The organism is Streptomyces sp. SDT5-1 (genome assembly GCF_052245995.1).
Classification (GTDB): Bacteria; Actinomycetota; Actinomycetes; order Streptomycetales; family Streptomycetaceae; genus Streptomyces.
In genome coordinates this window covers 3771741-3796054 of record NZ_CM125963.1, presented here as the reverse complement: position 1 = coordinate 3796054, position 24314 = coordinate 3771741, and the positions used below count along the sequence as shown (strand labels likewise).

Below are 24314 nucleotides of genomic sequence, written 5' to 3'. Positions count from 1 at the left end.
GCATCCTGGACCGTGTGGGTCGACCTGAGCGCCATGTGAACACCACGTGTGTCGGAATGTGGGGCGCTTCTGGTTGTTCCGCCAGGATGTGCGCCAATCGCGCAGAATGTCGTAGATCGGGCTTGCCGGAGCCCTGCGGAAAAGGGGAATCCAGATGAGCGGTGCGGGTGGACCGGAGGCGTCCCAGTACGGCTTCGTCGTCGTACGAGGACGGGGCTACCGGCCCGAGCAGGTGGAGGCCGCCGCCGACGCGCTCTCGGGGGAGCGGGACGAGGCCTGGGAGCGCGCCGCGCGCCTGACCGTCCTCGCCAAGGAGATGGAGGACGAGGCCGAGCGGCTGCGCGAGGTCGTCGCGAACCTCGCCCCGCAGACGTACGAATCGCTCGGCAAGCGCGCCCAGTACCTGCTCGAACTCGCCGAGGAGGAGGCCGCGGCCGTGCGCGGCGCCGCGCGGGCCGACGCCGACGCCGAGGCCGAGTCGGCGCGCAGGGCCGCCGACGAGGCGTACGCCGACGCGCAGGCGCACTCCGAGGAGGTGCGCGGCAAGGCCGACGAGTACGCGGAGCGGCGGATCGCGGCCGGTCAGGCCGAGGCCGACGAGCTGCGGGCCGCCGCCAGGGACGACGCGAAGCAGACCCGGGACGCCGCCCAGGAGGCGCTGCGCGAGATGCGCGAGCGCACCGACGCCGATCTCGCGGCGCAGGCAAAGGAGCACGCCGAGCGGATCGAGGCCGCGGACCGGGAGGCGGCCGACCAGGTCGCCGCGTCCGAGGCGTGGGAGGCCGCGGCGGTCGCCGAGGCGGAGGAGCGCCTCTCGGAGGCGAAGCGGGCGCTCGCCGAGACCGAGGAGGAGGCGCGGCACGGCCAGGAGGACGCGGAGGCCGCGGCGGCGGAGCTGATCGCGCAGGCGCGGGCGCGGGCGGAGCGGATCGAGCGGGAGACGGAGTCGATCCTCGAGGGCCACGAGGAGGAGCGGGAGGAGATGCGGGCGCACATGGAACACGTCCGCGCGTCGCTCTCCGCGCTCACCGGAAAGCCGGCCGACGCCGAGTGATTCCGGTCGCCCGATCCGACGCCGCGGGGTCCGGGGCCGCGGGGGGTACCGGCGGCGCGACGTTAAAGTGGGCCGGTCGTAACGGCTGAGCGGAAACGAGGGGTGGGCATGAGCGACGCGCGGTTGCTGCCGGAAGTGACGCGGGGGAGCGTGCGGCGTATCACCGTCGTCGGGGAGGACGTGCTGCGGCGGCGGTGCGCGCCGGTCACCGACGCGCTCTTCGGGACCGCCGAGCTCGACCGGCTGATCGACGACATGTTCGCGACGAACCACGTGGCGCACGGCGCGGCCATCGCCGCCAACCAGGTCGACGTCGACCTCCAGCTGTTCGTCTACGACATGGAGGACGACTGGGGCGTGCGCCACACCGGCCACATCTGCAACCCCGTCCTGGACGAGCTGCCCCCGGAGGAGCGCAGGCTGGTCGAGGACATGGAGGGCTGCCTCTCCGTGCCGGGACCGTACAAGTCCGTGGCACGCGCCGACCACGCCGTCGTACGCGGCCAGGACAAGGACGGCAACCCGATCTCCGTCGAGGGCCGCGGCTACTTCGCCCGCTGCCTCCAGCACGAGACGGACCACCTGTACGGCAGGCTCTACATCGACCGCCTCGGCAAGCGCGACCGCAAGGACGCGCTGCGCGAGATGGAGGAGCTGAAGGACGGCGTGCTGGCGCGCCGTGCCGAACTGGCGGAGCGGCTCGGCAAGTAGCCGTACGGGGAAGGGCTCAGCGCCGCGGCTCCCCGCCCGGCGCCGCGGGCGCGCCCGCGAGGATCCACGCCTCCACCGCCTCGTACTGCTGTCGCTGCGCCGCGGCCCTGCGGCGGTCGGTGAGGACCGTGCCGAGCCAGCCGAACAGGAAGCCCAGCGGGATGGACGCGACGCCCGTCGTCGTGAACGGGAACCAGTTGAAGTCCATGCCGGGGAACGCCGAGGTGGGCGACCCCGACACCAGGTTGGTGCCGGTCATCAGGACGACGCAGGCCGCCGTGCCGCCGAGCAGCGTCCACAGCAGGCCCGCACGCGTGTAGCGGCGCCAGAAGAGGCTGTAGACGAGCGCGGGCGCGATGGCGGACGCGCCGAGGCAGAACGAGAGCGTGACCAGCGGTTGCAGATTGCGGTGCTGGAAGACGCAGGCCAGGGCGATCGCGAAGGCGCCGACGCCGAGCGCGGACCAGCGGGCGATCGACAGCTCCTTGCGGTCCGTCAACTCCCGCCTGGAGTACGCGAGCACGTCGTGCGCGAGCGAGTTGGCGCAGGCCAGGATCATGCCGGCGACGGAGGCGAGGAGCGTCAGGAACAGCGCCGTGGTGACGCTCGTGAACAGCAGCGACTCACCCGTGGTCGTCGTCGCGCCGAACACCGCCCGCGCCCCGAGCAGATACGCCGTGTTGCCCTGCCGGTCCGCCGCCGCGATGGTGTCGGCGCCCAGCATCGCCGTCGCTCCGATGGCGACCACGGAGATGATCAGCACGAAGAGGCCGACCGCGGACACCGCCCAGGTCATCGAGCGGCGCACCTCGCGCGCGTGCCGGGCCGTGTACATGCGCATCGTGACGTGCGGCAGCGCGGCGCCGCCGACGACCACCGTCAGCTCCGACGTGATCATGTCGAGGCGTGGGGTGGGGCTGTGGGCGAACTGGAGACCCGAGGTCAGATAGGCGTTGCCCGCGCCGCTCTTCTGCGCGGCGGTCGTGAGCAGGGCGCCGGGGTCCCAGCCGAAGCGGTGCAGGACGAGCAGGGCGATCACCGCGCCCGAACCGAGCAGCATCACGATCTTGAAGATCTGGATGACGGCAGTGCCCTTCATGCCGCCGATCGCCGCGTAGCTGATCATCAGCGCGCCGAGCGCGATCACGCAGGCCGTCTTGAAGCCCTCGCTGGTGAAGCCGAGCAGGAACGCCAGCAGATCGCCGGCGCCCGCGAGCTGGACCAGCATGATGGGCATCAGCGCGGCGATGGTCGCGGCGCACGCCGCCATCCGCACGGAGCGCCCCGGCATCCGGCGGGCGAGCGTGTCGCCCATGGTGAACCGGCCCGCGTTGCGCAGCGGTTCGGCCAGCAGGAACATCAGCAGCATCAGGGAGAGCGCCGTGCTCAGGGCGAGGACCACGCCGTCGTAGCCGAGCAGCGCGATGATGCCGCCGGTGCCGAGGACGGTGGCCGCGGAGATGTAGTCGCCCGCGATGGCCAGGCCGTTGCGGACGGGGCCGAGGCGGCCGAAGCCTGTGTAGAACTCCTCGAGTCCGTCGCGGTCGGGCCCGGTCATGATGCACAGCAGCAGCGTGATCGTGGCGACGGCGGTGAACGCGACCAGGGACATGGCGTCGGTGGACGCGGCGGCGAGGACGTCCTGACCCGGGGTCATCGCGCGTAGCCCCCGTCCCCGCGGCGCTGCCTGCGGATGCGGTGCACGAGGGGATCGACGCGGCGCCGCGCCGTGACCTCGTAGAGCAGCAGCGCCAGGCAGGTGACGGGGAGTTGGCACAGGCCGATGAGGAGTCCGGTGGACAGTCCGCCGGTGGCGGAGCGGTTCATCAGTCCTGGCGCGAACGCGGACAGCAGCAGGAACAGCGTGAAGTAACCGAGTGCGGTGAGGGTGGCGACGCGGCGCTGCCAGCGGTACGCGGTCCGCAGCAGGCGGAGTTCGCCGCTGGGCGCATCGGGGTGGCGCGGCAGGCGGTGCGAGCGGGGATGGGGGTGCGGGTACGGCTGCCCGGAGGCGTGGAACGGGTACGGCTGCGACGGATACGACATCCCTGTTCTCCTTGCGCGGCTCGGGTCCGCCGGGGACTGGGCGGACCGCAGGGAGTGCGTGGGGAGCCGGAACGTTACTCGTAGGTAGAGGAGTTGGGGAGCGTTTGCGCGAACGATCAGTCCGTGCCGGGCGACTTTTCTTGTACGTGGGGTGAGTGTTGCTGGTGGGGGACTTGTACGGCGGATGACTTCTCCTGCCCGTCCGTGTCCGCTATGGGATCGGGCGGCTCCGCATCCAGGACGGGGAAGCGGCGCGGGGCCAGCGTCAGGAGGACGGCCAGCGCGACCGCGGCGGCGCAGGCCGCGCCGACGTACACCGAGTCGACGGCCGCGTCGATCGCGCGCCGCACCCCGTCGGCCGCGGTGTCCCGGGTCACCGAGTCGAGGTCGGCGCCGGAGCCGAGGCGGGCAGAGATCACGCCGTTGGCGACCGCGCCGAAGACGGCGGCGCCGACCGTCTGCCCGATCTGCCGGTAGAAGAGGACGGACGCGGTGGCGGTGCCGCGCTCCGCCCAGCCGACCGTCGACTGCACGCCGACGATGAGCGGCAGTTGGAAGAGGCCGAGGGAGGCGCCGAGCAGCAGGCTGAGCAGCGTCGGCTGCCACACCGCGCCCGGGTACGGCAGCAGCAGCGGGAACGCGGCGAGCACGAGCAGCGCCCCCGTCATGCCGAGCGCGGCCGTGTCACGGAAGCCGATCCTGCGGTACACGTGCTGGCTCAGGGCCGCCGACACCGGCCAGCTCAGCGTCATCACGGAGAGCACGAACCCGGCGGCCGTGGGGGACAGGCCGAGGACGGACTGCGCGTACGTCGGCAGGAACGTCGTCGGCGCCACCATCAGCAGGCCCATCGCCCCGAGCGCCAGATTGACGGCCGCGATGGTGCGCCGCCGCCACACCCAGCCCGGCAGGATCGGCTCGGCCGCCCGCCGCTCGATGACGAACACGGCGCCGATGAGCGCGACTCCCGCGCACAGCAGGGCGATCGAGGGCGTCGCGTCCCACGCCCACGCGACGCCGCCCTGCACCAGCCACGTCAGCAGCACACCGCCCGCCGCGAACACCGCGAGCGCGCCCGCCCAGTCGATCCGCGGCCGCGCGGCCCGCTCCCGGCGCGGCTCGTGCAGATGACGTACGACGAGGAACAGCGCGACGGCGCCGATCGGCAGGTTGATGAGGAAGATCCAGCGCCAGCCCGCGTACGAGGCGAGCACCCCGCCGAGCGCGGGGCCGAGGACCGAAGAGGTGGCCCACACGGTCGACAACTTCGCCTGGATCCTGGGGCGTTCGTTCAGCGGGTAGAGGTCCGCTGCCAGCGTCTGCACCGTGCCCTGGATGGCGCCGCCGCCGAGACCCTGGACGACCCGGAAGGCGATCAGGGCCGCCATGTTCCACGCGGACGCGCACAGCAGCGAGCCGACCAGGAACAGCACGCTGCCCGCGATGAGCACCGGCTTGCGGCCCAGCGTGTCCGACAGCTTCCCGTACACGGGCAGCGTGACGGTGACCGCGAGCAGATAGCCGGAGAACAGCCAGGAGAAGACGGAGAAGCCGCCGAGGTCGCCGACGATCTGCGGCACCGCCGTCGAGACGATGGTCGAGTCGAGCGCGGCGAGCGCCATGCTCAGCATCAGCGCCGCGACGACCGCCCCGCGGCGGCGGTCGGTGGTCCCCTGCATGTGTTCCCCCTGCACGTATCTACGTCAGGAGCTTAGACAGGTGGAGGCGACCCTGAGTAGAGGTCCACCGAGGGGTGGACCTCCCCTAAGGGGGCCTCCGTAGAAGGGGGCAGGGTCCGTTCGTCCCGCTGGAGGACGAGGGGGCGCGGGGATGTTCGTAGCGTTCGGGGTGGGGTTTTCCCCCGGAAAAGACGGGGCCCTGCCGGACCGCGCCGGGACCCCCCGCTCCACCAGACTGAGCCGCACAGGCGCTGATTCACGCATCCCACGCGTGACCGACTTAGGAGACTTACCGTGACTACGGCTGCAACCATTCCCAGGCACGGGGGCACTGGACAGAGTTCGGCCGTCGCCGCTCGCGCGCGGCAGCTGGTGAAGGCGTACGGGTCGGGGGAGACCCGGGTCGTCGCGCTCGACCACGTCGACGTGGACATCGCCCGCGGACAGTTCACGGCGATCATGGGCCCTTCGGGCTCGGGCAAGTCGACGCTGATGCACTGCCTCGCCGGCCTCGACACGGTCACGTCCGGGCAGATCTTCCTCGACGAGACCGAGATCACCGGCCTCAAGGACAAGAAGCTCACGAAGCTGCGCAGGGACCGGATCGGCTTCATCTTCCAGGCGTTCAACCTGCTGCCCACGCTCAACGCCCTGGAGAACATCACGCTCCCGATGGACATAGCGGGCCGCAAGCCCGACCGCGGCTGGCTCGACCAGGTCGTCGAGACCGTCGGCCTCGCCGGACGGCTCAAGCACCGGCCCACCCAGCTCTCCGGCGGCCAGCAGCAGCGCGTCGCCGTGGCCCGCGCGCTGGCCTCCCGGCCGTCGATCATCTTCGGCGACGAGCCCACCGGAAACCTCGACTCGCGCGCCGGCGCCGAGGTCCTCGGCTTCCTGCGCCGCTCCGTCGACGAGCTCGGCCAGACCATCGTGATGGTCACCCACGACCCGGTCGCCGCGTCGTACGCGGACCGCGTCCTGTACCTCGCGGACGGCCGCATCGTCGACGAGATGACCCGCCCGACCGCCGAGGCCGTCCTCGACCGCATGAAGGACTTCGACGCCCGGGGTCGCACGTCATGAGCGCCAACACGGTCATGAAGACCTCGCTGCGGAACTTCTTCGCGCACAAGGGCCGGATGGCGCTCTCCGCGGTCGCCGTGCTGCTGTCCGTCGCCTTCGTCTGCGGCACCCTCGTGTTCACCGACACGATGGACAAGACCTTCGACAAGCTCTTCACCGCCACCGCGGCCGACGTCACCGTCAGCCCGAAGGACGCCGAGGTCGAGGGCAGCGCCACCGGCCTCCCCGAGGCGCTGCCCGCGTCCGCGCTCGCCACCGTGAAGAAGGCCGAGGGCGTCAAGTCGGCCGAGGGCGCGGTCAGTTCGGCGAACGTGACCCTGGTGAACGCCGACAACAAGAACATGGGCCCCACCACCGGCGGCCCCTCCCTCGCGGGCAACTGGACGCACAACGACCTGCGTTCCATGGAGATCACCTCCGGGCACGCGCCGCGCGCCCCGACCGAGATCATGGTCGACGCCGACACCGCGAAGAAGCACCACCTCGAGATGGGCGACGAGCTGCGCACCATCACCGCCACCGGCGACATCAAAGCGCGGATCGCCGGTATCGCCTCCTTCAAGGTGACCAACCCCGGCGCGGCCGTCGTCTGGTTCGACACCGCGACCGCGCAGCGCGAACTCGTCGGCAAGCCCGGGCAGTTCACGCAGCTCAACGTCGTCGCCGACAGCGGCGTCAGCGACGCCCGGCTCAAGCAGGACGTCGCCGCCGCCCTCGGCACCGACGGCACGTACAAGATCCAGACCCAGAAGGAGGCCGCGGACGCCAACTCCGCCGACGTCGGCTCCTTCATGGACGTCATCAAGTACGCCCTCCTCGGCTTCGCCGGCATCGCCTTCCTCGTCGGCATCTTCCTGATCATCAACACGTTCTCGATGCTGGTCGCCCAGCGCACCCGCGAGATCGGCCTGATGCGCGCCATCGGCTCCTCCCGCAAGCAGGTCAACCGGTCCGTGCTCGTCGAGGCGCTGCTGCTCGGCGTCGTCGGCTCCGTGCTCGGCGTCGGCGCGGGCATGGGCCTCGCCGTCGGCCTCATGAACCTCATGTCGTCCATGGGCATGGAGCTGTCCACGGACGACCTGACCGTCAAGTGGACGACCCCGGCCATCGGCCTGCTCCTCGGCATCGTCGTCACCGTCCTCGCCGCCTACCTGCCGGCCCGGCGCGCGGGCAAGGTCTCACCGATGGCCGCGCTGCGCGACGCCGGCACCCCCGCCGACGTCAAGGCCGGTTTCGTACGCGGCGTCATCGGCGTCCTCCTCACGGGCGGCGGCGGAGCCGCGCTCTACCTGGCCGCGCAGGCCGACAAGGCGAGCCAGGGCGCCCTGTGGCTCGGCGTCGGCATCGTCGCCTCGCTCATCGGCTTCGTGGTCGTCGGCCCGCTGCTCGCGGGGATCGTGGTCCGCGTGATCAGCGCGGTCCTGCTGCGGATCTTCGGTCCGGTGGGACGCATGGCCGAGCGCAACGCGCTGCGCAACCCGCGCCGCACCGGCGCCACGGGCGCGGCTCTCATGATCGGCCTCGCGCTCGTCGCCTGCCTCTCCGTCGTAGGCTCCTCGATGGTGGCCTCGGCGACCAGCGAACTCGACAAGTCCGTCGGCGCCGACTTCATCGTCGAGGGCCAGGGCGGCATCAAGCCGCAGGCCGCCAAGGACCTCAAGCGGACGCCGTACGTCTCCCACGTCACGGAGGTCAAGTACGTCAAGGCCGACCTGACGACGCCCGACGGTGCGAAGAAGTCCGAGGAACTCGTCGCCGCCACCCCCACCTACGCCCAGGACCTGCGCCGCGAGACGACCTCCGGCGAGCTGTCGGCGGCGTACGGGAGGAACGCGATGTCGGTCGGCTCCGGCTTCGCCGACAAGCACGGTGTGAAGGTCGGCGACACCATGACCGTCGCCTTCGACCACGGACGCACCGCGCGGCTGAAGGTCGCGGCGATCACGTCGGACGACACGACGTTCGACAAGGGCGCCATGTACACGAACCTGACGACGGCCGCCCAGTACGTCCCGAAGGACCGGATGCCGCTGAACGGCATGATGTTCGCCAAGGCGGCCGAAGGAAAGGCCGACGCCGCGTACAAGGCGCTCAAGAAGTCCGTCGCCGCCGACCCGACGGTCCACGTCAAGGACCAGACCGACTACAAGGAGACGCTGAAGGACCAGATCGGCCAGCTCCTCAACATGATCTACGGCCTCCTCGCGCTCGCGATCATCGTGGCGGTGCTCGGCGTCGTGAACACGCTGGCCCTCTCCGTGGTCGAGCGGACCCGCGAGATCGGCCTGATGCGCGCCATCGGCCTCTCCCGCCGCCAGCTGCGCCGCATGATCCGCCTGGAGTCCGTGGTCATCGCCGTCTTCGGCGCCCTCCTGGGCCTCGGCCTCGGCATGGGCTGGGGTGCGACGGCCCAGAAGCTTCTGGCCCTGGAGGGCCTCGGCGTCCTCGACATCCCCTGGCCGACGATCACCGCGGTCTTCGTCGCCTCCGCCTTCGTGGGCCTCTTCGCGGCGCTGATCCCCGCGTTCCGGGCGGGCCGGATGAACGTCCTGGGCGCCATTGCCACCGAGTAGCCCATTCAAGCCCCTGCGGCGATTGAGCAGCGGGGTCCGGGGCAGAGCCCCGCGACCGCAACGCCGCAGGGGCTGCCACACCCGGGCGGGGCGAAACAGATCAAACGGGTGAGCCCCCGGAGGAAGACGTAACCTGGAACCCCCGGCCCGTACCACGTGTCGGGCCCTTCGCGTTGCCCACTCACCCGGGACGGAACTTCTCCATGAGCCTGCACGGACTGCTCGACGCCGTCGTCAAGGACACGGCCCTCGTAGAAGCGGTGAAGGCCGCCGGTGACGGCAACCGGATGCACGTCGACCTGGTGGGCCCGCCCGCGTCCCGCCCCTTCGCCATCGCCGCGCTCGCCCGCGAGGCGAAGCGCCCCGTGCTCGCCGTGACCGCGACCGGGCGCGAGGCCGAGGACCTGGCGGCGGCGCTGCGCTCGCTGCTGCCGGAGGACGGCGTCGTCGAGTACCCGTCGTGGGAGACGCTCCCGCACGAGCGGCTCAGCCCCCGCTCGGACACGGTCGGCCGCCGCCTCGCGGTGCTGCGCCGGCTCGCGCACCCCACCACGGACGATCCGGAGACGGGCCCGGTGTCCGTCGTCGTCGCGCCCGTGCGTTCCGTGCTCCAGCCGCAGGTCAAGGGGCTCGGCGACCTGGAGCCCGTGGCGCTGCGCACCGGGCAGAGCGCCGACCTGGAGGAGACGGTCCAGGCGCTGGCCGCGGCGGCGTACGCGCGCGTGGAGCTGGTCGAGAAGCGCGGCGAGTTCGCCGTGCGCGGCGGCATCCTCGACGTCTTCCCGCCGACGGAGGAGCACCCGCTCCGCGTCGAGTTCTGGGGCGACGACATCGAGGAGATCCGCTACTTCAAGGTCGCCGACCAGCGCTCCCTGGAGATCGCCGAGCACGGCCTGTGGGCGCCGCCCTGCCGCGAGCTGCTGCTCACGGACGACGTGCGGGCGAAGGCGGCCGAGCTCGCCGAGGAACACCCCGAGCTGGGCGAACTGCTCGGCAAGATCGCCGAGGGCATCGCCGTCGAGGGCATGGAGTCCCTCGCGCCCGTCCTCGTCGACGACATGGAACTGCTGCTCGACGTGCTGCCGGCCGGCGCCATGACGATGGTCTGCGACCCCGAGCGGGTGCGCACCCGCGCCGCCGACCTGGTGGCGACGTCGCAGGAGTTCCTCCAGGCGTCCTGGGCGGCGTCCGCGACCGGCGGCAAGGCGCCCATCGACGTCGGCGCGGCCTCGCTGTGGTCGATCGCGGACGTCCGCGACCGGGCCCGTGAGCTGGGCATGATGTGGTGGTCGGTGTCCCCGTTCGCGGCGGACGAGGCCGACGCCGACGCGGACACGCTGCAGCTCGGCATGCACGCCCCGGAGACGTATCGCGGCGACACCGCCCGCGCCCTCGCCGACACCAAGGGCTGGCTCGCCGACGGCTGGCGCGCGGTCTACGTCACCGAGGGCCACGGACCCGCGACCCGTACGGTCGAGGTGCTCGGCGGCGAGGGCATCGCGGCCCGCCTCGACAAGGACCTCGCCGAGCTCGCGCCCTCCGTCGTCCAGGTGTCCTGCGGCAGCCTCGAACACGGCTTCGTCGACCCCGTTCTGAAGCTCGCGGTGCTCACCGAGACCGACCTCACCGGTCAGCGGGCCGCGGGCAAGGAAGGCGCCCGGATGCCGGCGCGCCGCCGCAAGACGATCGACCCGCTCACCCTCGAGTCCGGCGACTACATCGTGCACGAGCAGCACGGCGTCGGCCGGTACATCGAGATGGTGCAGCGCACCGTGCAGGGCGCGACCCGCGAGTACCTCGTCGTCGAGTACGCGCCCGCCAAGCGCGGCCAGCCCGGCGACCGCCTCTACATCCCCACCGACCAGCTGGAGCAGATCACCAAGTACGTCGGTGGCGAGGCGCCCACCCTGCACCGGCTCGGCGGCGCCGACTGGACGAAGACGAAGGCGCGCGCCAAGAAGGCCGTCAAGGAGATCGCGGCCGACCTCATCAAGCTGTACTCGGCCCGCATGGCGGCCCCGGGGCACGCCTTCGGCGCGGACACGCCGTGGCAGCGGGAGCTGGAGGACGCGTTCCCGTACGCGGAGACGCCCGACCAGCTGACGACGATCGCCGAGGTCAAGGAGGACATGGAGAAGACGGTCCCGATGGACCGGCTGATCTGCGGCGACGTCGGCTACGGCAAGACGGAGATCGCGGTCCGCGCCGCGTTCAAGGCGGTCCAGGACGGCAAGCAGGTCGCGGTACTGGTCCCCACCACGCTCCTCGTCCAGCAGCACTTCGGCACGTTCACGGAGCGGTACGGGCAGTTCCCGGTCAGCGTCAAGGCACTGTCGCGCTTCCAGACGGAGACGGAGTCGAAGGCGACGCTCGAAGGCCTGCGGGACGGTTCGGTCGACATCGTCATCGGCACGCACCGCCTGTTCTCCTCCGAGACCAAGTTCAAGGACCTGGGCCTGGTCATCGTCGACGAGGAGCAACGGTTCGGCGTCGAGCACAAGGAGCAGCTGAAGAAGCTCCGCGCGAACGTCGACGTCCTCACCATGTCCGCGACCCCCATCCCCCGTACGCTCGAAATGGCGGTCACCGGCATCCGCGAGATGTCGACGATCACGACGCCGCCCGAGGAGCGCCACCCGGTCCTGACCTTCGTCGGCCCGTACGAGGAGAAGCAGATCGGCGCGGCCATCCGCCGCGAACTCCTGCGCGAGGGCCAGGTCTTCTACATCCACAACCGGGTCGAGTCGATCGACAAGGCGGCGGCGCGACTGCGGGCGATCGTGCCGGAGGCGCGGATCGCGACGGCGCACGGCCAGATGTCCGAACAGGCCCTGGAACAGGTCGTCGTGGACTTCTGGGAGAAGAAGTTCGACGTCCTCGTCTCGACGACGATCGTCGAGTCCGGCATCGACATCTCGAACGCCAACACGCTGATCGTCGAGCGCGGCGACAACTTCGGCCTCTCCCAGCTCCACCAGCTGCGCGGCCGCGTCGGCCGTGGCCGCGAGCGCGGTTACGCCTACTTCCTGTACCCGCCGGAGAAGCCCCTGACGGAGACCGCCCACGAGCGGCTCGCGACGATCGCCCAGCACACGGAGATGGGCGCGGGCATGTACGTCGCGATGAAGGACCTGGAGATCCGCGGCGCGGGCAACCTCCTCGGCGGCGAACAGTCGGGACACATCGCGGGCGTCGGCTTCGACCTGTACGTACGGATGGTGGGCGAGGCCGTCGCCGACTACCGGGCCTCCCTCGAAGGCGGCGTCGAGGAGGAGCCGCCGCTCGAGGTCAAGATCGAGCTGCCGGTCGACGCCCACGTCCCGCACGACTACGCCCCCGGCGAGCGCCTCCGCCTCCAGGCCTACCGCGCCATCGCCTCCGCGAACACGGAGGAGGACATCAAGCAGGTCCGCGAGGAACTCGTCGACCGCTACGGCAAGTTGCCGGAACCGGTGGAGAACCTCCTCCTGGTCGCCGGCCTCCGCATGCTGGCCCGCGCCTGCGGCGTCGGCGAGATCGTCCTCCAGGGCAACAACATCCGCTTCGCCCCGGTGGAACTCCGCGAGTCCCAGGAACTCCGCCTCAAGCGCCTCTACCCCGGCACGGTCATCAAGTCCGCCACCAACCAACTCCTCGTCCCTCGCCCCAAGCCGAAGAAAATGGGCGGCAAGCCGGTGGTCGGCCGCGAACTGCTGTCCTGGGTCGGAGAGTTCCTGACGTCGATCCTGGGGGCGTAGGCGGCGGAGGAAAAACCGGCTGCGGAGGGCTTCGGGGCGCTGCACCATGTGCGCATGGAGCCCGAGAGTGGTGTGGAGTTGACGGTCGGGACGTTGGCGGAGCGGCCCGAGCTCGCGGTGGACATGTGGGGCATGGAGGACACCTGGCCCGCGTTCATCGGGCACGATCAGTGTGCCGCGACGTATCTGCGGCGTATCTGGGAGGAGTTGCCCGAGTACGCGTTCGTGGCGACCGATCGTGAGGGGGCCGTGGTCGCCAAGGCGTACAGCGTGCCGTTCGCGCTGCACCGGGAGGGGCGCGGTGCGCTGCCGGACGGGGGCTGGGACCAGGTGCTCCAGTGGGCGTTCGCCGACCGGGCCGCGGGGGTCGAGCCCGACACCGTGAGCGCCATCGAGATCGCCGTCGCGCCCGCGTGCCAGGGGCGCGGGCTCTCCGGTCGGATGCTCGCGGCGATGCGGGAGAACGCGCGGGCCCGCGGCTTCGGCGAGGTCGTCGCGCCGGTGCGGCCGAGCGCCAAGCACCTCGAACCCGGGACGCCGATGAGCGAGTACGCGTTCCGGACGCGGGAGTCGGACGGGCTGCCGCACGATCCGTGGCTGCGGGTGCACGTGCGGGCCGGCGGTGTCGTCGAGCGGGTCGCCCCGGCCTCCATGGTCGTCGCGGGTTCGCTGGACCAGTGGCGGGAGTGGACCGGGCTGCCGTTCGACAAGGAAGGCCCGGTCACCGTGCCCGCCGCCCTGGTGCCGGTCCGCTGCGAGCCCGAGCACGACTACGCCGTGTACGTCGAGCCGAATGTGTGGGTGCGGCACGCCCTGTGAGGGCGCCGTATGTGAACACGCGGACGCGGCACGCGCGTTGTGCGCGTGCCGCGTCCGCCCCCTTGTTTCCCCCCATTACTGAAGCCGGTTACAGCTTCAGGTCCCATTGCGAGCCGTCGTAGTCGAAGCTCGGCGTGACCTCGACCGTCAGGTTCTTCGCGTCCGCAGGGGCGTCGAAGCCGTAGACGACCGTGGCCTTCTTGCCCGGGAGGACGGTTCCGCTGAAGCCGTCACCGACGTGCTCGTCGAAGATCTGCTCCGACTTCACGCCGTCCTTGCCCGAGCGGGCGTCGGCCGTCAGCAGGCTCGCGTCGAACTTCTCCTTCGAGTCGTTCGTGACGGTGACCGTCACCTTGTACGCGTGGTTGCCCTTCTTGTGGCCCGCAGCGAACTCGCTCGGGCTGAACGCCACCGCGTTGGACACGGAAACCGTCAGGTCGTCGTCGTAGACCACGGAGTCGCCCGCGGCGAGCGTCTCGCCGGAGGCCGGCTCGTCCCCACCCTTGTCGGCCTTGTCACCCTTGCCGTCCTTGTCCTTGGCGTCGCCGGACGGCGTCGTGTCCTTGGCCTTCGTGTCCGACACCGACTTGTTGATCTCGTCGACCGCGTCGTCCACCGCCTTGAACGTCGTGTACGCGCCGAAGACCGCGAGGCCCATCGCCGCGAGCCCGAGGATCGTGCCGGCCAGGGCCACGCCCTTGTTCGTGGCCTCGCCGCGCTTCGCCCTGCCCCGCCCCGTCAGACCCAGGATCAGGGCGATCACACCGAGGATCCCGGCCAGCCAGAACAGCAGCGGGATCAGACCCGAGACGGCGCCGATGACGCCGAGGATCAGCGCGGCCGTCCCCAGCCCGTTCCGCACGACCTGCTGCGGCGGCTGCTGCTGGAACGGCGGGTACTGGGGGTACTGCTGAGGCGGCTGGGTCTGGGACATGACTGTTCCTCCGAGATGAGAGAAGCCAACCTCCCCCCGGCTTTCCGTGTATCCGGCGGTTGGCTGAGGCAATAACAGCACTGCTTGTGAACCGAGTCAACCTCGTTCACAGAACAGAATGTGCTCACGCCTGTGAATGGGGTTCTTACGCCGGAGTCGGTAGGGTCGGCCGCACAGGCACGTCAGGACGACCCGGCGGAAGGGGCCGGCGTCCGGGGAGGAGTCGGCTCGGTGCAGGACAACGCGACAGAGGTGACCGCCGCCGGAATCGCGCGGCTCGCCGGGGTGGGCCGCGCCGCCGTCAGCAACTGGCGCCGCAGACACCCGGACTTCCCCAAGCCCGTCGGCGGCACCGAGACCAGCCCCTCCTTCGCCCTCGCCGAGATCGAGGCGTGGCTGCGCGACCAGGGCAAGCTCGCCGAGGTCCCGCTGCGCGAACGCGTGTGGCAGCAGCTCGCGGGCCACCCCGCGGGACCGGTCACCGCCCTGCTGCACACCGGCTGCGCCCTGCTCCTCGTGCACGACAGGCCCCCGGAATGGCTCGCCCTCGCCGTCACCGACGACGACCAGGACCTGGCCCACCGGCTGTCCGCCGCCCTCGAAGGCATCCTCACCCCGCGCTTCGGCCACGCCACCGAACGGGCCGTCGAGCGCCCTTCCCCCGCCGACCTGCTGCCGTCCGTGCCGCTGCTGCGCGGCGCCGCCGAACTGGCCGCCGAACTCGGCGCCCGCGGCACCTTCGCCTTCCTCCTCGGCCGGCACCTCGACGCCAACCCCCGCCAGTACACGCTCACCCCGCAGGGCCCCGCCGAACTCATGGCCGCGCTCGCCGGACCCGCCGCCACCGCCCTCGACCCGGCCTGCGGCACCGGCGCCCTCCTCGACGCCGTACGCGCCCACGACCCGCGGCCGGGACGCACCCTCTACGGCCAGGACTCCGCCGCCGAACTCGCCGCGCTCACCGCGCTCCGCCTCGCCCTCGACGGCAACGGCGGCGCGGACGCCCCCGCCGTGCGCACCGCCGCCGCCGACACCCTGCGCGCCGACGCGCTCGGCGACGTACGGGCCGACGTCGTGCTCGCCCACCCGCCGTTCAACGAGCGCGGCTGGGGCCACGACGAACTCGCCTACGACCCGCGCTGGGAGTACGGACTGCCCGCCCGTACCGAGTCCGAACTCGCCTGGGTGCAGCACGCGTTGGCCCGCCTCAAGGACGGCGGCAGCGCCGTGCTCCTGATGCCGCCCACCGTCGCCTCACGCCGCTCAGGGCGGCGGATCCGCGCCGACCTGCTGCGCCGCGGCGCCCTGCGCGCCGTCGTCGCGCTGCCCGCCGGTGCCGTACCGCCCAACAACGTCCCGCTGCACCTGTGGGTGCTGCGCCGCCCCGGCGCGGGCGCGCCCGCCGCTCCTGAGCTGCTGCTCGTCGACACCACCGCGCTCGCCGAGCCCGGCGACGTACGCGAGCAGCAGGTGTGGGACGACGTACGGCGTGCCGTGCTCGACGCCTGGCGCGCCTTCGACCGGGACGGGTCACTGGCGGAACAGCCGGGGCTCGCCCGGTCCGTGCCCGTCATCGAACTGCTCGACGACGAGGTCGACCTCGCGCCCGCGCGGCGCCTTCCGCCGCCCGTCGCGGCGGGTGACGTCGTCGAACTCGCGGCCGTGCGCGAGGAACTGGCCGACACGTTGCGGCACACCGTCAAGCTCGTGCCGCGTGCCGTGCCCGCCGCCACCGAACCGGCGCGCTGGCCGCTGACCACCGTCGGTGAACTCGCGCGGGCCGGGGCGCTGACGTTGCGTACGTCGGCGGTCCACGGGGGGCCCGCGGGTGGGCACGCGCGCGTACCCGTGCTCACCGATCACGACGTACTGGAGGGCACCGGGCCGTCCGGGGCGCACGCCGTGGACGACGATCCGGTGATCCTCGAGGTCGGGGACGTGGTCGTGCCGGTCGTCGGCGGGGCGGCGGCGGTCCGGGTCGTCGACGAGTCGGACGCGGGGGCGGCGCTCGGGCGTGGACTCGCGCTGCTGCGGCCCGAACCGGGGGCGCTCGATCCGTGGTTCCTCGCGGGGTTCCTCCGGTCGACCGCGAACAACCGGCAGGCGTCGAGCCACGCCTCCACCGCGACGCGCCTCGACGTCCGCCGCCTCCAACTGCCCCGCCTCCCGCTGGCCGAACAGGCCGACTACGGCGCCCGCTTCAAATCCCTCGCCACCTTCGAATCCACCCTCCGCCACGCCTCCCGCCTCTCCGACCACCTCATCCAGTCCCTCCACGACGCGTTGTCCGCGGGAACCCTGCCTCCGGCGTGATCCGGTCGTCCTCCCGCGGCGCGGTGCGGCCTGCCCCGCAGAACGGACCACGCCCGTCCGCTGAACTCGGTTACGCGGCACCGTGCTTCCCGGCTGCCCCGGTGCGGCTGCCCGCCGTGCGGCGTGTGCGGCGCCGTGTTGTGGCTGACCCTGTTGCCCGCTCATCTCCCACCCACCGCCCCCTCCGGGGGCTTGGCCCCCGTGGGCGTGGGGGTCTGGCCCGTACCGGGGGCCGCCTTGCCCACCTTGCCGCCCCGGGCGTCCCTCGGACGGAGTCCGGGGAGGCAGACCGCCCAAGTCGGGCGCGGACGCCCGCAGGTGGGCGGGAAGCCGTTCTCGCGGCATGGTGCCCAAGGAGGCGACCGTCGGCCGGGCGGGTAGGTCGTTCCGGCGGCCGCTTGCCGGAGGCGGGGTGCGGTCGTCCGCGACGGGTGGGCAGTCCTTCCCGCGGAGCCCGCGGCGGCTGCCGATTGCCGAGGCGTGTGTGGTCGGCCGCAACGGTCGGTTTGTGGAACCCCGTGGGGCCTACGCCCCTGGGACAACGGGCCCTGCGGCGCACGGGCCTGGTCGGACGGGTGGGCGAATTGAGCCCCGCCGGCGATTGAGGCGCGGGGGCCGGGGCGGAGCCCCGTGGCGTAGGGAACGGTGGGTGGTGCCGGCGGACGGGCGGAGGCCGGAGACGTAGGACCGATGGAGCCAGGGCGGACGGGTAGGTTCCGGTTGGACGCGGTGTGAGCGGAGCGACATTCGTTCCGTACAACCCCGACCCCCACCCCGTAGTCCGCCTATACGCTCGAAGGAACCGGCAACCCCTCGCCGGTGTCCCAACCCGGACGAGTGACCAGGAGCTGCCATGTACGGGCCCGGCGCGGCGCCGCCCCGACGCGAGAGCGACGGCGCGGCCATCACCCTGCGGGTGCTGTTCCCTGCGCTGTCCGTACTGACGTGCGGCCTGCTCTCCTGCGCGCCCCTGTTCCGTATCGCCGTCCTGCGCTCGAAGCCGCTCGACTGGATCCTGGCCATCGTCTCGCTGCCGGTCAGCGTCACCCTCTTCGGCATCATCGGCTCGCTCCCCGAGGAGGACACGCGCACGGACGTCGCCCTCGCCCTGCTGCTCCTCCTCGCGATCGGCAGCGCGGTCTACTTCCTGATCTACGACATCCGCCGCCGCCCGACCCCGCCCGCGCCCCCGTACGCGCGGCCCACCCCGCCGTCCGGCTACGGCCACCCGCAGCCCCAGCCCCAGCAGACCTGGCAGGTCCCGCCGCCGCAGCCCCACACCATGCCCGCCCAGACGATGGGCACGAACCCCGTACCCGCGCCGACGCCGCCGCAGCAGAACCCGACCCCGCCCGCGCCCCCGCACCGCATCGACCAGGTCCGCGCCGAACTCGACGAGTTGAGCGACTATCTGCGCAAGCAGGACGGCGGCCAGTGATCACGCAGCCCCAGGCCGGCGGCCGCGTCGTCGCCGGCCGCTACGAACTGTCCACGCTCATCGGCCAGGGCGGCATGGGCCAGGTCTGGACGGCGTACGACCAGCGCCTCGACCGCCGCGTCGCCGTGAAACTCGTCCGCCCCGACCGCGTCGCGGGCGCCGAGGCCGACGAGCTGCGCCACCGCTTCCTGCGCGAGTGCCGGGTCACCGCCCAGGTCGACCACCCCGGCCTGGTCACCGTGCACGACGCGGGCGCGGAGCACGACGAGCTCTACCTCGTCATGCAGTACATCGACGGCGCCGACCTCGCCGACCACCTCGCCGAGCACACCCCCTTCCCGTGGCAGTGGGCCGTCGCCATCGCCGCGCAACTGTGCGCCGTGCTCTCCGCCGTGCACGCCGTCCCGATCGTGCACCGCGACCTCAAGCCGCGGAACGTCATGGTCAAGAAGGACGGCACGCTCACCGTCCTCGACCTCGGCGTCGCCTCCGTCCTGGACACCGACACCACCCGCCTCACCCACACCGGCTCACCCATCGGCACGCCCGCGTACATGGCACCCGAGCAGGCGATGGGCGGCGCCGTCGGCCCGTACACCGACCTGTACGCCCTCGGCGTGCTCCTGCACGAACTGCTCAGCGGCGACGTGCCGTTCGCCGGCACCACCGCCCTCGGCATCCTGCACCGCCACCTCTACGAGGCCCCCGTCCCCGTACGCCAACTGCGCCCCGAGGTCCCGCAGTCCCTCGAACACCTCGTGCTGCGCCTCCTCGCCAAGGACCCGCAGGACCGCCCGGCCTCCGCCCAGCAGACGTACGAGGAACTGCTCCCGCTGCTCCCCGCGCGCGGCATCCCCACCGGACGCCCGCTCGACCCCACCCGCCCCTTCCTGCGCCCGCACGCCCCCTGGCCCGACCGCGCCGTCACCCCCGCCCCGCACCCTGCGGGCACCGACATCCAGGGCGACCGCCCCGACGTGGCACGCGCCGTCGACGAGGTGAAGGTGCTGCTCGGCCAGGGCCGCATCACCCAGGCCGTCGACATCCTCGGCGCGATCCTGCCCGCCGCGGCCGCCCAGCACGGCGAGCACTCACCCGTCGTCCGCACCCTGCGCAAGCAGTACGCCGCCACCCTCATGGACGACGGCCAGTACCGGCGCGCGCTGCCCGAACTGCGCCGCCTCGCCGACGAACGCGCCGCCGAGGCCGGGCACGCCGACCCGCAGTCCCTCCAGTTCCGCTACGAGGCCGCCCAGTGCCTCGAAGCCCTCGGCGAACCCGCCGCCGCACTCGCCGAGTACCGCTCCCTCCTCCCGTACTACGAGAACCAGTACGCGACGACGGACCAGCGGCTCGCCCTCGAAGTGCGACGCCGCATCGGCCAGTTGCTGCTCGCCGTCGGCGACAGGGGAGCGGCCCACGCCACCCTCAACCGGCTCCTGCACGACTCCGAACGCCTGCACGGACCCGGCCACCCGTTCCCGGCGGAGGTGCGGCGCACATTGCAGTGGCTGGGCCAGATGCACGGCTGACGTCCCCGCCCGCGACCCGCTCGGCCGCCCCCGCAGGTCAAGCCATGGCCAAGGTCTGGCCAAGACGGCCGCTCAGCAGGGATTTCGCCGAATCGGTCGTGCACAATCAATCCGCTTTCTGTGTGCTTCCCACGGCGCGCCTGTCTCCCGCCCCACCGGGACCACGCACCCCCCTCCGCCCGGCAGCGAACACGGGGCACCCCCCACGCACGTCCCATTCCTGCAGTCCCCTAGGAACATTTCGATGCGTACCGCTGTCCGCGCCGCCGCCGTGCTCGCCGTGGCCACCCTGCCCTTCACCCTGACCGCCTGCTCCGGCTCCGACGGCGACGGAGGCGGTGACAAGGGCGCCGCGAAGCCCGCGGCCACGAGCGGCAAGGCCCCCGACTCCGGCCTCGCCAAGGGCGCCGACCTGAAGAAGGCCCTCGCCCCCGCCTCCTTCTTCGGCGCCGGCTACAAGGTCGACGCGAGCGGCGCCCGCGACACCGGCACCACGTACCAGGAGCCGAGCAGCGACCCGGCCGCCCTGAGCAAGCCCGACTGCACCAAGCTCGGCGGCACCAGCTGGATCGCCATCACCGGCGACGAGGGCGTCTCCTTCGCGCAGAACGACTACGTGAACGCGAAGACCACCGCCGACATCGCCCAGGAGATCGACGTCTTCCGCGGCGACACGGCGGCCACCACCCTGAAGCACCTCAAGAAGACGATCGCCGCGTGCTCCACCTACAAGGACACCGACACCAAGAGCGAGGTGAAGGTGGCCGGCACCGACACCGCCGGGCTCGGCGACGAGGCGTACACGATCACCCTCACCGACCCGGTGTGGGAGAACGGCACCACCCTCATCGCCGCCCGCAAGGGCACCGCCCTCGTCACCGTCATGTCGACCGATGGCCACGACAACGGCGCCGCCACCGCCAAGAAGCTCGCGGCGAAGCTCACCGCCGCCCTGCCCGCCGGCAACTGACACCCGCCCCGCCCCCGCCCCGAAGGCCACCCGCCACCGGCACCGCCGTCGCGGCCGCCCTCGCGGGCGGGGGCAACCCCGCGACGGTTGCGTGATCACCATGGACCGCGCCCCGTGGGACGCGTCGGCGGCCGCGGCCGGACGGCCCGGGTTACCTCACGTCCCGGCGAATCGTTGTCGAAAAGGTGGCCGGGCAAGCGGTCACTGCCTAACATCGATCACCGCCGGACTTTGTGCACCGACGCACAAACTCTTCGCAGGGAGGCCACCTTGCACCGCCGCAACAGCCGCCGCACCGCGCTCGTCCTGTCCGCCGCCGCCATCGCCGCGGTCCCCGTCCTGACCGCCTGCGGCAGCGAAGCGCACCCCGGCGCCGCGGCCGTCGTCGGCGGCCAACGCATCACCGTCTCCCAGCTGGAGAGCCGCGTGAACGAGGTACGGGACGCCCAGCAGACCGCCACCAAGAACACCGCGCGGTACGAACAGGCCATCGCCAAGACCGGCGGCCTCACCCGCAACACACTGCACACGATGGTCCTCGACCGCGTCCTGCACCGCGCAGCCACCGACGCCGGCATCACCGTCACCCGCAAGGAAATGCAGAGCATGCGGTCCGGCCTCGAACAACAGGCGGGCGGCTCCAAGGCGTTGGAGATCGCCTGGCTCCAGCAGTACAACGTCCCGCCGAAGCGGCTCACCGAGAGCCTGCGCACCGAGATCGAGGCCCAGAAGCTGGCCACCGCGCTCGGCGCCGACATGCAGACACCCCAGGGCAAGGCCGCCTTCTGGAAGGCGCTCTCCAGCGCCTCCAAGGAACTGAACGTCGACCTCAACCCCCGCTACGGCACGTGGGACGTCACCAAGAACAGCCGCGTCGACGCGAAGACCCCCTGGCTGCGCCAGATCACCAAGGAGCCCGCGGCCGAGCAGCAGACCGCGTAGGACCGGCAGGACGACCCGTGGCGGCCGGGATGTCAGTGGGCTGCGTTACGTTCGAGGGGTGAACGAACCCCAGGCGCACGACCAGCACATCCCCGCCGACACCGCCGCCACCGCCGCCGCGGGCGAAGCCGCCGGCCGCGTCGTCCTGCTCACCACCAGCCACCGGGTCGCCCCCGGCCTCCTGTCGTGGCAGGCCTGGCAGGTGCTCCGCGGAGCCGACGAGGTGCTGTGTGCCGACGCCGCACACCCCCAGCTGCCGTACCTGAAGGAAGCGGGCGTCCAGGTCACCGTCGCCGAACCCACCGCCCGCGAGCTCGTCGACCGCTGCGCCGACGGCGGGCGCACCCTCGTCGTCCTCGCCTCCGCCGAGGGCGACCAGCGGCTCACCGACGGCCTCGCCCGGCTCGCCGGATCCGGCCGCGAGCGGATGCCCGACCTCGAACTGCTCCCCGGCTCGTACGACCTGCCCGGCGCCCGCCTCCTCGACCTCGTCCAGGTCATGGACCGGATCCGCCGCGCCTGCCCCTGGTCGAGGCTGCGCACCCACGAGGACCTCGCCAAGTACGCCATCGAGGAGGCGTACGAGCTGGTCGAGGCCATCGAGACGGACGACAGGGACGAGCTGCGCGAAGAGCTCGGCGACGTACTCCTCCAGGTCGTCTTCCACGCCCGCATCGCGGAGGAGGACGCCGACGAGCCGTTCTCCGTCGACGACGTCGCGGGCGGCATCGTCGACAAGCTCATCCACCGCCACCCGCACGTCTTCGGGGACGAGAGCGCCACCACCCCGGAAGAGGTCCGCGAGATCTGGCTCCGCAAGAAGGGCGAGTCCAAGCGCCGCGACTCCGTCACGGACGGCGTCCCGGTCGGCCAGCCGGGACTCGCCCTCGCCGCCAAGCTCGGCTCCCGCGTCCGCACGGCGGGCCTCGACGTCCCGGTCCCCACCGGGGAGGGCATCGGCTACGAGCTCCTCGCCCTCGCCCTGCGCGCCGAGGCCGAGGGCGTCGACCCCGAGGCCGCGCTGCGGGCCGCGGCCCGCGCCTACCGGGACGCGGTGCGCACCACCGAGGGGCTCACCGAGTAACCCCCGATACCGTCGGATGGTGACCGAGAGCCCCACCCCCACCGACGCACCCGAACTCTTCTCGTGGGAGTTCGCCGGCGACCCGTACCCCGCCTACGCCTGGCTGCGCGAGCACGCCCCCGTGCACCGCACCACGCTGCCGAGCGGCATCGACGCCTGGCTGGTCACCCGCTACGCGGACGCCCGCCAGGCCCTCGCCGACCAGCGCCTCAGCAAGAACGCGGCGCACCACGACGAGCCCTCCCACGCCAAGGGCAAGACGGGCATCCCGGGCGAACGCAAGGCCGAGCTGACGACCCACCTCCTCAACATCGACCCGCCGGACCACACCCGCCTGCGCCGCCTGGTCTCCAAGGCGTTCACCCCGCGCCGCGTCGCCGAATTCGCACCCCGGGTCCAGCAGTTGACGGACGACCTCATCGACGCGTTCGCGGCGAAGGGCGAGGCCGACCTCATCCACGACTTCGCCTTCCCGCTCCCCATCTACGCCATCTGCGACCTCCTCGGCGTCCCCCGCGAGGACCAGGACGACTTCCGCGACTGGGCGGGCATGATGATCCGCCACGGCGGCGGCCCCCGCGGCGGCGTCGGCCGCGCGGTGAAGCGCATCCGCGCCTACCTGGCCGACCTGATCCACCGCAAACGCGAATCCCCCGGCGACGACCTCATCTCCGGCCTCATCCGCGCCTCCGACCACGGCGAACACCTCACGGAGAACGAGGCGGCGGCGATGTGCTTCGTGCTGCTGCTGGCCGGCTTCGAAACGACGGTCAACCTCATCGGCAACGGAACGTACGCCCTGCTGAGGGACCAGGAGCAGATGACGAGCTTCCGGCGGGCGGCGGCCGAAGGGGACACGTCGTACCTGGACGCGGCCGTTGAAGAACTTCTGCGCTACGACGGGCCGGTCGAGGTCGCCACCTGGCGCTTCGCGACGCAGCCCCTGGAGATCGCCGGGCAGCCCATCGGGAAGGGGGAGCCCGTGCTGGTGGTGCTGGCGGCGGCCAACCGCGACCCGGCCCGCTTCGACCACCCCGACGTGCTGGATCTGGGCCGTCGCACCAACCCTCACCTCGGCTATGGCCACGGCATCCACTACTGCCTCGGAGCCCCGCTCGCACGCCTGGAAGCCCGAGTGGCTCTGGGCTCCCTCCTGAGCAGGTTCCCCGGCCTGGAACTCGCGGCGGACCCCGCGGAGTTGCGCTGGCGCGGGGGCCTGATCATGCGCGGACTGAGAAGCCTGCCGGTGTCGTTCACCCCACAGTGACAACCACAGTTCTCGTTCTCGCCACACGTACGGAGGCAGTCACGTAGCGTGATCGCGAGAACCGGCCCCGGAGCGAGCACTCCGGGGCCGGTCGGATCCCGGCGGTGTCCTACCACCCCGGGTTCGGAACAG

General features: G+C 72.0%; 17 protein-coding genes. 13 read left to right on the top strand and 4 right to left on the bottom strand.

The window, feature by feature from the left end; all coding sequences use genetic code 11:
* Positions 1–154: 154 nt before the first annotated feature.
* Together ACTWJ8_RS17555 and def are read left to right on the top strand one after the other, a co-directional pair.
* Positions 155–1054, top strand: coding sequence for a cellulose-binding protein (locus tag ACTWJ8_RS17555; protein ID WP_443264428.1), 900 nt, complete (start codon positions 155–157; stop codon positions 1052–1054).
* A 108-nt stretch (positions 1055–1162) separates the two neighbouring features.
* Positions 1163–1765, top strand: a complete 603-nt coding sequence (gene def, locus ACTWJ8_RS17550; RefSeq protein WP_356384313.1) for a peptide deformylase — start codon at positions 1163–1165, stop codon at positions 1763–1765.
* Between the two features lie 16 nt (positions 1766–1781).
* On the opposite strand, the gene ACTWJ8_RS17545 is transcribed toward def, so the two are convergent.
* The 3 genes from ACTWJ8_RS17545 to ACTWJ8_RS17535 all read right to left on the bottom strand — a co-directional run bounded on the left by ACTWJ8_RS17545 (position 1782) and on the right by ACTWJ8_RS17535 (position 5490).
* Positions 1782–3422, bottom strand: coding sequence for a sodium/solute symporter (locus ACTWJ8_RS17545; RefSeq protein WP_356384316.1), 1641 nt, complete (start codon positions 3420–3422; stop codon positions 1782–1784).
* Entirely contained in the window at positions 3419–3811 is a 393-nt protein-coding gene (locus ACTWJ8_RS17540) for a DUF485 domain-containing protein (RefSeq protein ID WP_356384319.1), read from the bottom strand. Before ACTWJ8_RS17540 ends, ACTWJ8_RS17545 begins: the two co-directional genes overlap by 4 nt.
* A 116-nt stretch (positions 3812–3927) precedes the next feature.
* Positions 3928–5490, bottom strand: coding sequence for an MDR family MFS transporter (locus ACTWJ8_RS17535; RefSeq protein ID WP_356384322.1), 1563 nt, complete (start codon positions 5488–5490; stop codon positions 3928–3930).
* Positions 5491–5784: 294 nt separating this feature from the next.
* Here ACTWJ8_RS17535 and ACTWJ8_RS17530 point away from each other — a divergent pair, with 294 nt between their 5' ends.
* From ACTWJ8_RS17530 to ACTWJ8_RS17515, 4 genes are all read left to right on the top strand, one after another.
* Positions 5785–6573, top strand: a complete 789-nt coding sequence (locus tag ACTWJ8_RS17530) for an ABC transporter ATP-binding protein (protein ID WP_443264426.1) — start codon at positions 5785–5787, stop codon at positions 6571–6573.
* A complete protein-coding gene (locus tag ACTWJ8_RS17525) occupies positions 6570–9146 on the top strand; it encodes an ABC transporter permease (protein ID WP_443264424.1) in 2577 nt (858 codons plus the stop codon). Before ACTWJ8_RS17530 ends, ACTWJ8_RS17525 begins: the two co-directional genes overlap by 4 nt.
* Positions 9147–9349: 203 nt before the next feature.
* Entirely contained in the window at positions 9350–12883 is a 3534-nt protein-coding gene (mfd, locus tag ACTWJ8_RS17520) for a transcription-repair coupling factor (protein WP_443264423.1), read from the top strand.
* 72 nt (positions 12884–12955) lie between these two features.
* Positions 12956–13702 (top strand): GNAT family N-acetyltransferase, encoded by a 747-nt coding sequence (locus tag ACTWJ8_RS17515; protein ID WP_443264921.1) that lies wholly within the window; start codon positions 12956–12958, stop codon positions 13700–13702.
* Positions 13703–13790: 88 nt separating this feature from the next.
* Here the strand turns inward: ACTWJ8_RS17515 and ACTWJ8_RS17510 are convergent, their stop codons facing one another.
* Positions 13791–14636 (bottom strand): DUF4190 domain-containing protein, encoded by an 846-nt coding sequence (locus tag ACTWJ8_RS17510; protein WP_443264421.1) that lies wholly within the window; start codon positions 14634–14636, stop codon positions 13791–13793.
* Between the two features lie 231 nt (positions 14637–14867).
* Here ACTWJ8_RS17510 and ACTWJ8_RS17505 point away from each other — a divergent pair, with 231 nt between their 5' ends.
* From ACTWJ8_RS17505 to ACTWJ8_RS17475, 7 genes are all read left to right on the top strand, one after another.
* Complete coding sequence (locus ACTWJ8_RS17505; protein ID WP_443264419.1) at positions 14868–16949, top strand: N-6 DNA methylase; 2082 nt, start codon at positions 14868–14870, stop codon at positions 16947–16949.
* A gap of 853 nt (positions 16950–17802) precedes the next feature.
* Positions 17803–18387 (top strand): hypothetical protein, encoded by a 585-nt coding sequence (locus tag ACTWJ8_RS17500; protein WP_443264417.1) that lies wholly within the window; start codon positions 17803–17805, stop codon positions 18385–18387.
* A complete protein-coding gene (locus tag ACTWJ8_RS17495) occupies positions 18384–19919 on the top strand; it encodes a protein kinase domain-containing protein (protein WP_443264415.1) in 1536 nt (511 codons plus the stop codon). Before ACTWJ8_RS17500 ends, ACTWJ8_RS17495 begins: the two co-directional genes overlap by 4 nt.
* Positions 19920–20163: 244 nt before the next feature.
* Entirely contained in the window at positions 20164–20889 is a 726-nt protein-coding gene (locus ACTWJ8_RS17490) for a hypothetical protein (protein ID WP_443264414.1), read from the top strand.
* A 270-nt stretch (positions 20890–21159) separates the two neighbouring features.
* Entirely contained in the window at positions 21160–21831 is a 672-nt protein-coding gene (locus tag ACTWJ8_RS17485) for a SurA N-terminal domain-containing protein (protein ID WP_356384346.1), read from the top strand.
* A gap of 88 nt (positions 21832–21919) precedes the next feature.
* Positions 21920–22915, top strand: coding sequence for a nucleoside triphosphate pyrophosphohydrolase (locus tag ACTWJ8_RS17480; protein WP_443264919.1), 996 nt, complete (start codon positions 21920–21922; stop codon positions 22913–22915).
* A gap of 16 nt (positions 22916–22931) precedes the next feature.
* Positions 22932–24182, top strand: a complete 1251-nt coding sequence (locus ACTWJ8_RS17475; protein ID WP_443264412.1) for a cytochrome P450 family protein — start codon at positions 22932–22934, stop codon at positions 24180–24182.
* The last annotated feature ends 132 nt before the right edge of the window (positions 24183–24314 follow it).

Excerpts from the sequence above, each read along its gene's own strand:
- ACTWJ8_RS17555 (WP_443264428.1), top strand. The coding sequence starts at position 155 with ATGAGCGGTGCGGGTGGACCGGAGGCGTCCCAGTACGGCTTCGTCGTC.
- def (WP_356384313.1), top strand. The coding sequence starts at position 1,163 with ATGAGCGACGCGCGGTTGCTGCCGGAAGTGACGCGGGGGAGCGTGCGG.
- ACTWJ8_RS17545 (WP_356384316.1), bottom strand. The coding sequence starts at position 3,422 with ATGACCCCGGGTCAGGACGTCCTCGCCGCCGCGTCCACCGACGCCATG.
- ACTWJ8_RS17540 (WP_356384319.1), bottom strand. The coding sequence starts at position 3,811 with ATGTCGTATCCGTCGCAGCCGTACCCGTTCCACGCCTCCGGGCAGCCG.
- ACTWJ8_RS17535 (WP_356384322.1), bottom strand. The coding sequence starts at position 5,490 with ATGCAGGGGACCACCGACCGCCGCCGCGGGGCGGTCGTCGCGGCGCTG.
- ACTWJ8_RS17525 (WP_443264424.1), top strand. The coding sequence starts at position 6,570 with ATGAGCGCCAACACGGTCATGAAGACCTCGCTGCGGAACTTCTTCGCG.
- mfd (WP_443264423.1), top strand. The coding sequence starts at position 9,350 with ATGAGCCTGCACGGACTGCTCGACGCCGTCGTCAAGGACACGGCCCTC.
- ACTWJ8_RS17510 (WP_443264421.1), bottom strand. The coding sequence starts at position 14,636 with ATGTCCCAGACCCAGCCGCCTCAGCAGTACCCCCAGTACCCGCCGTTC.
- ACTWJ8_RS17500 (WP_443264417.1), top strand. The coding sequence starts at position 17,803 with ATGTACGGGCCCGGCGCGGCGCCGCCCCGACGCGAGAGCGACGGCGCG.
- ACTWJ8_RS17490 (WP_443264414.1), top strand. The coding sequence starts at position 20,164 with ATGCGTACCGCTGTCCGCGCCGCCGCCGTGCTCGCCGTGGCCACCCTG.
- ACTWJ8_RS17475 (WP_443264412.1), top strand. The coding sequence starts at position 22,932 with ATGGTGACCGAGAGCCCCACCCCCACCGACGCACCCGAACTCTTCTCG.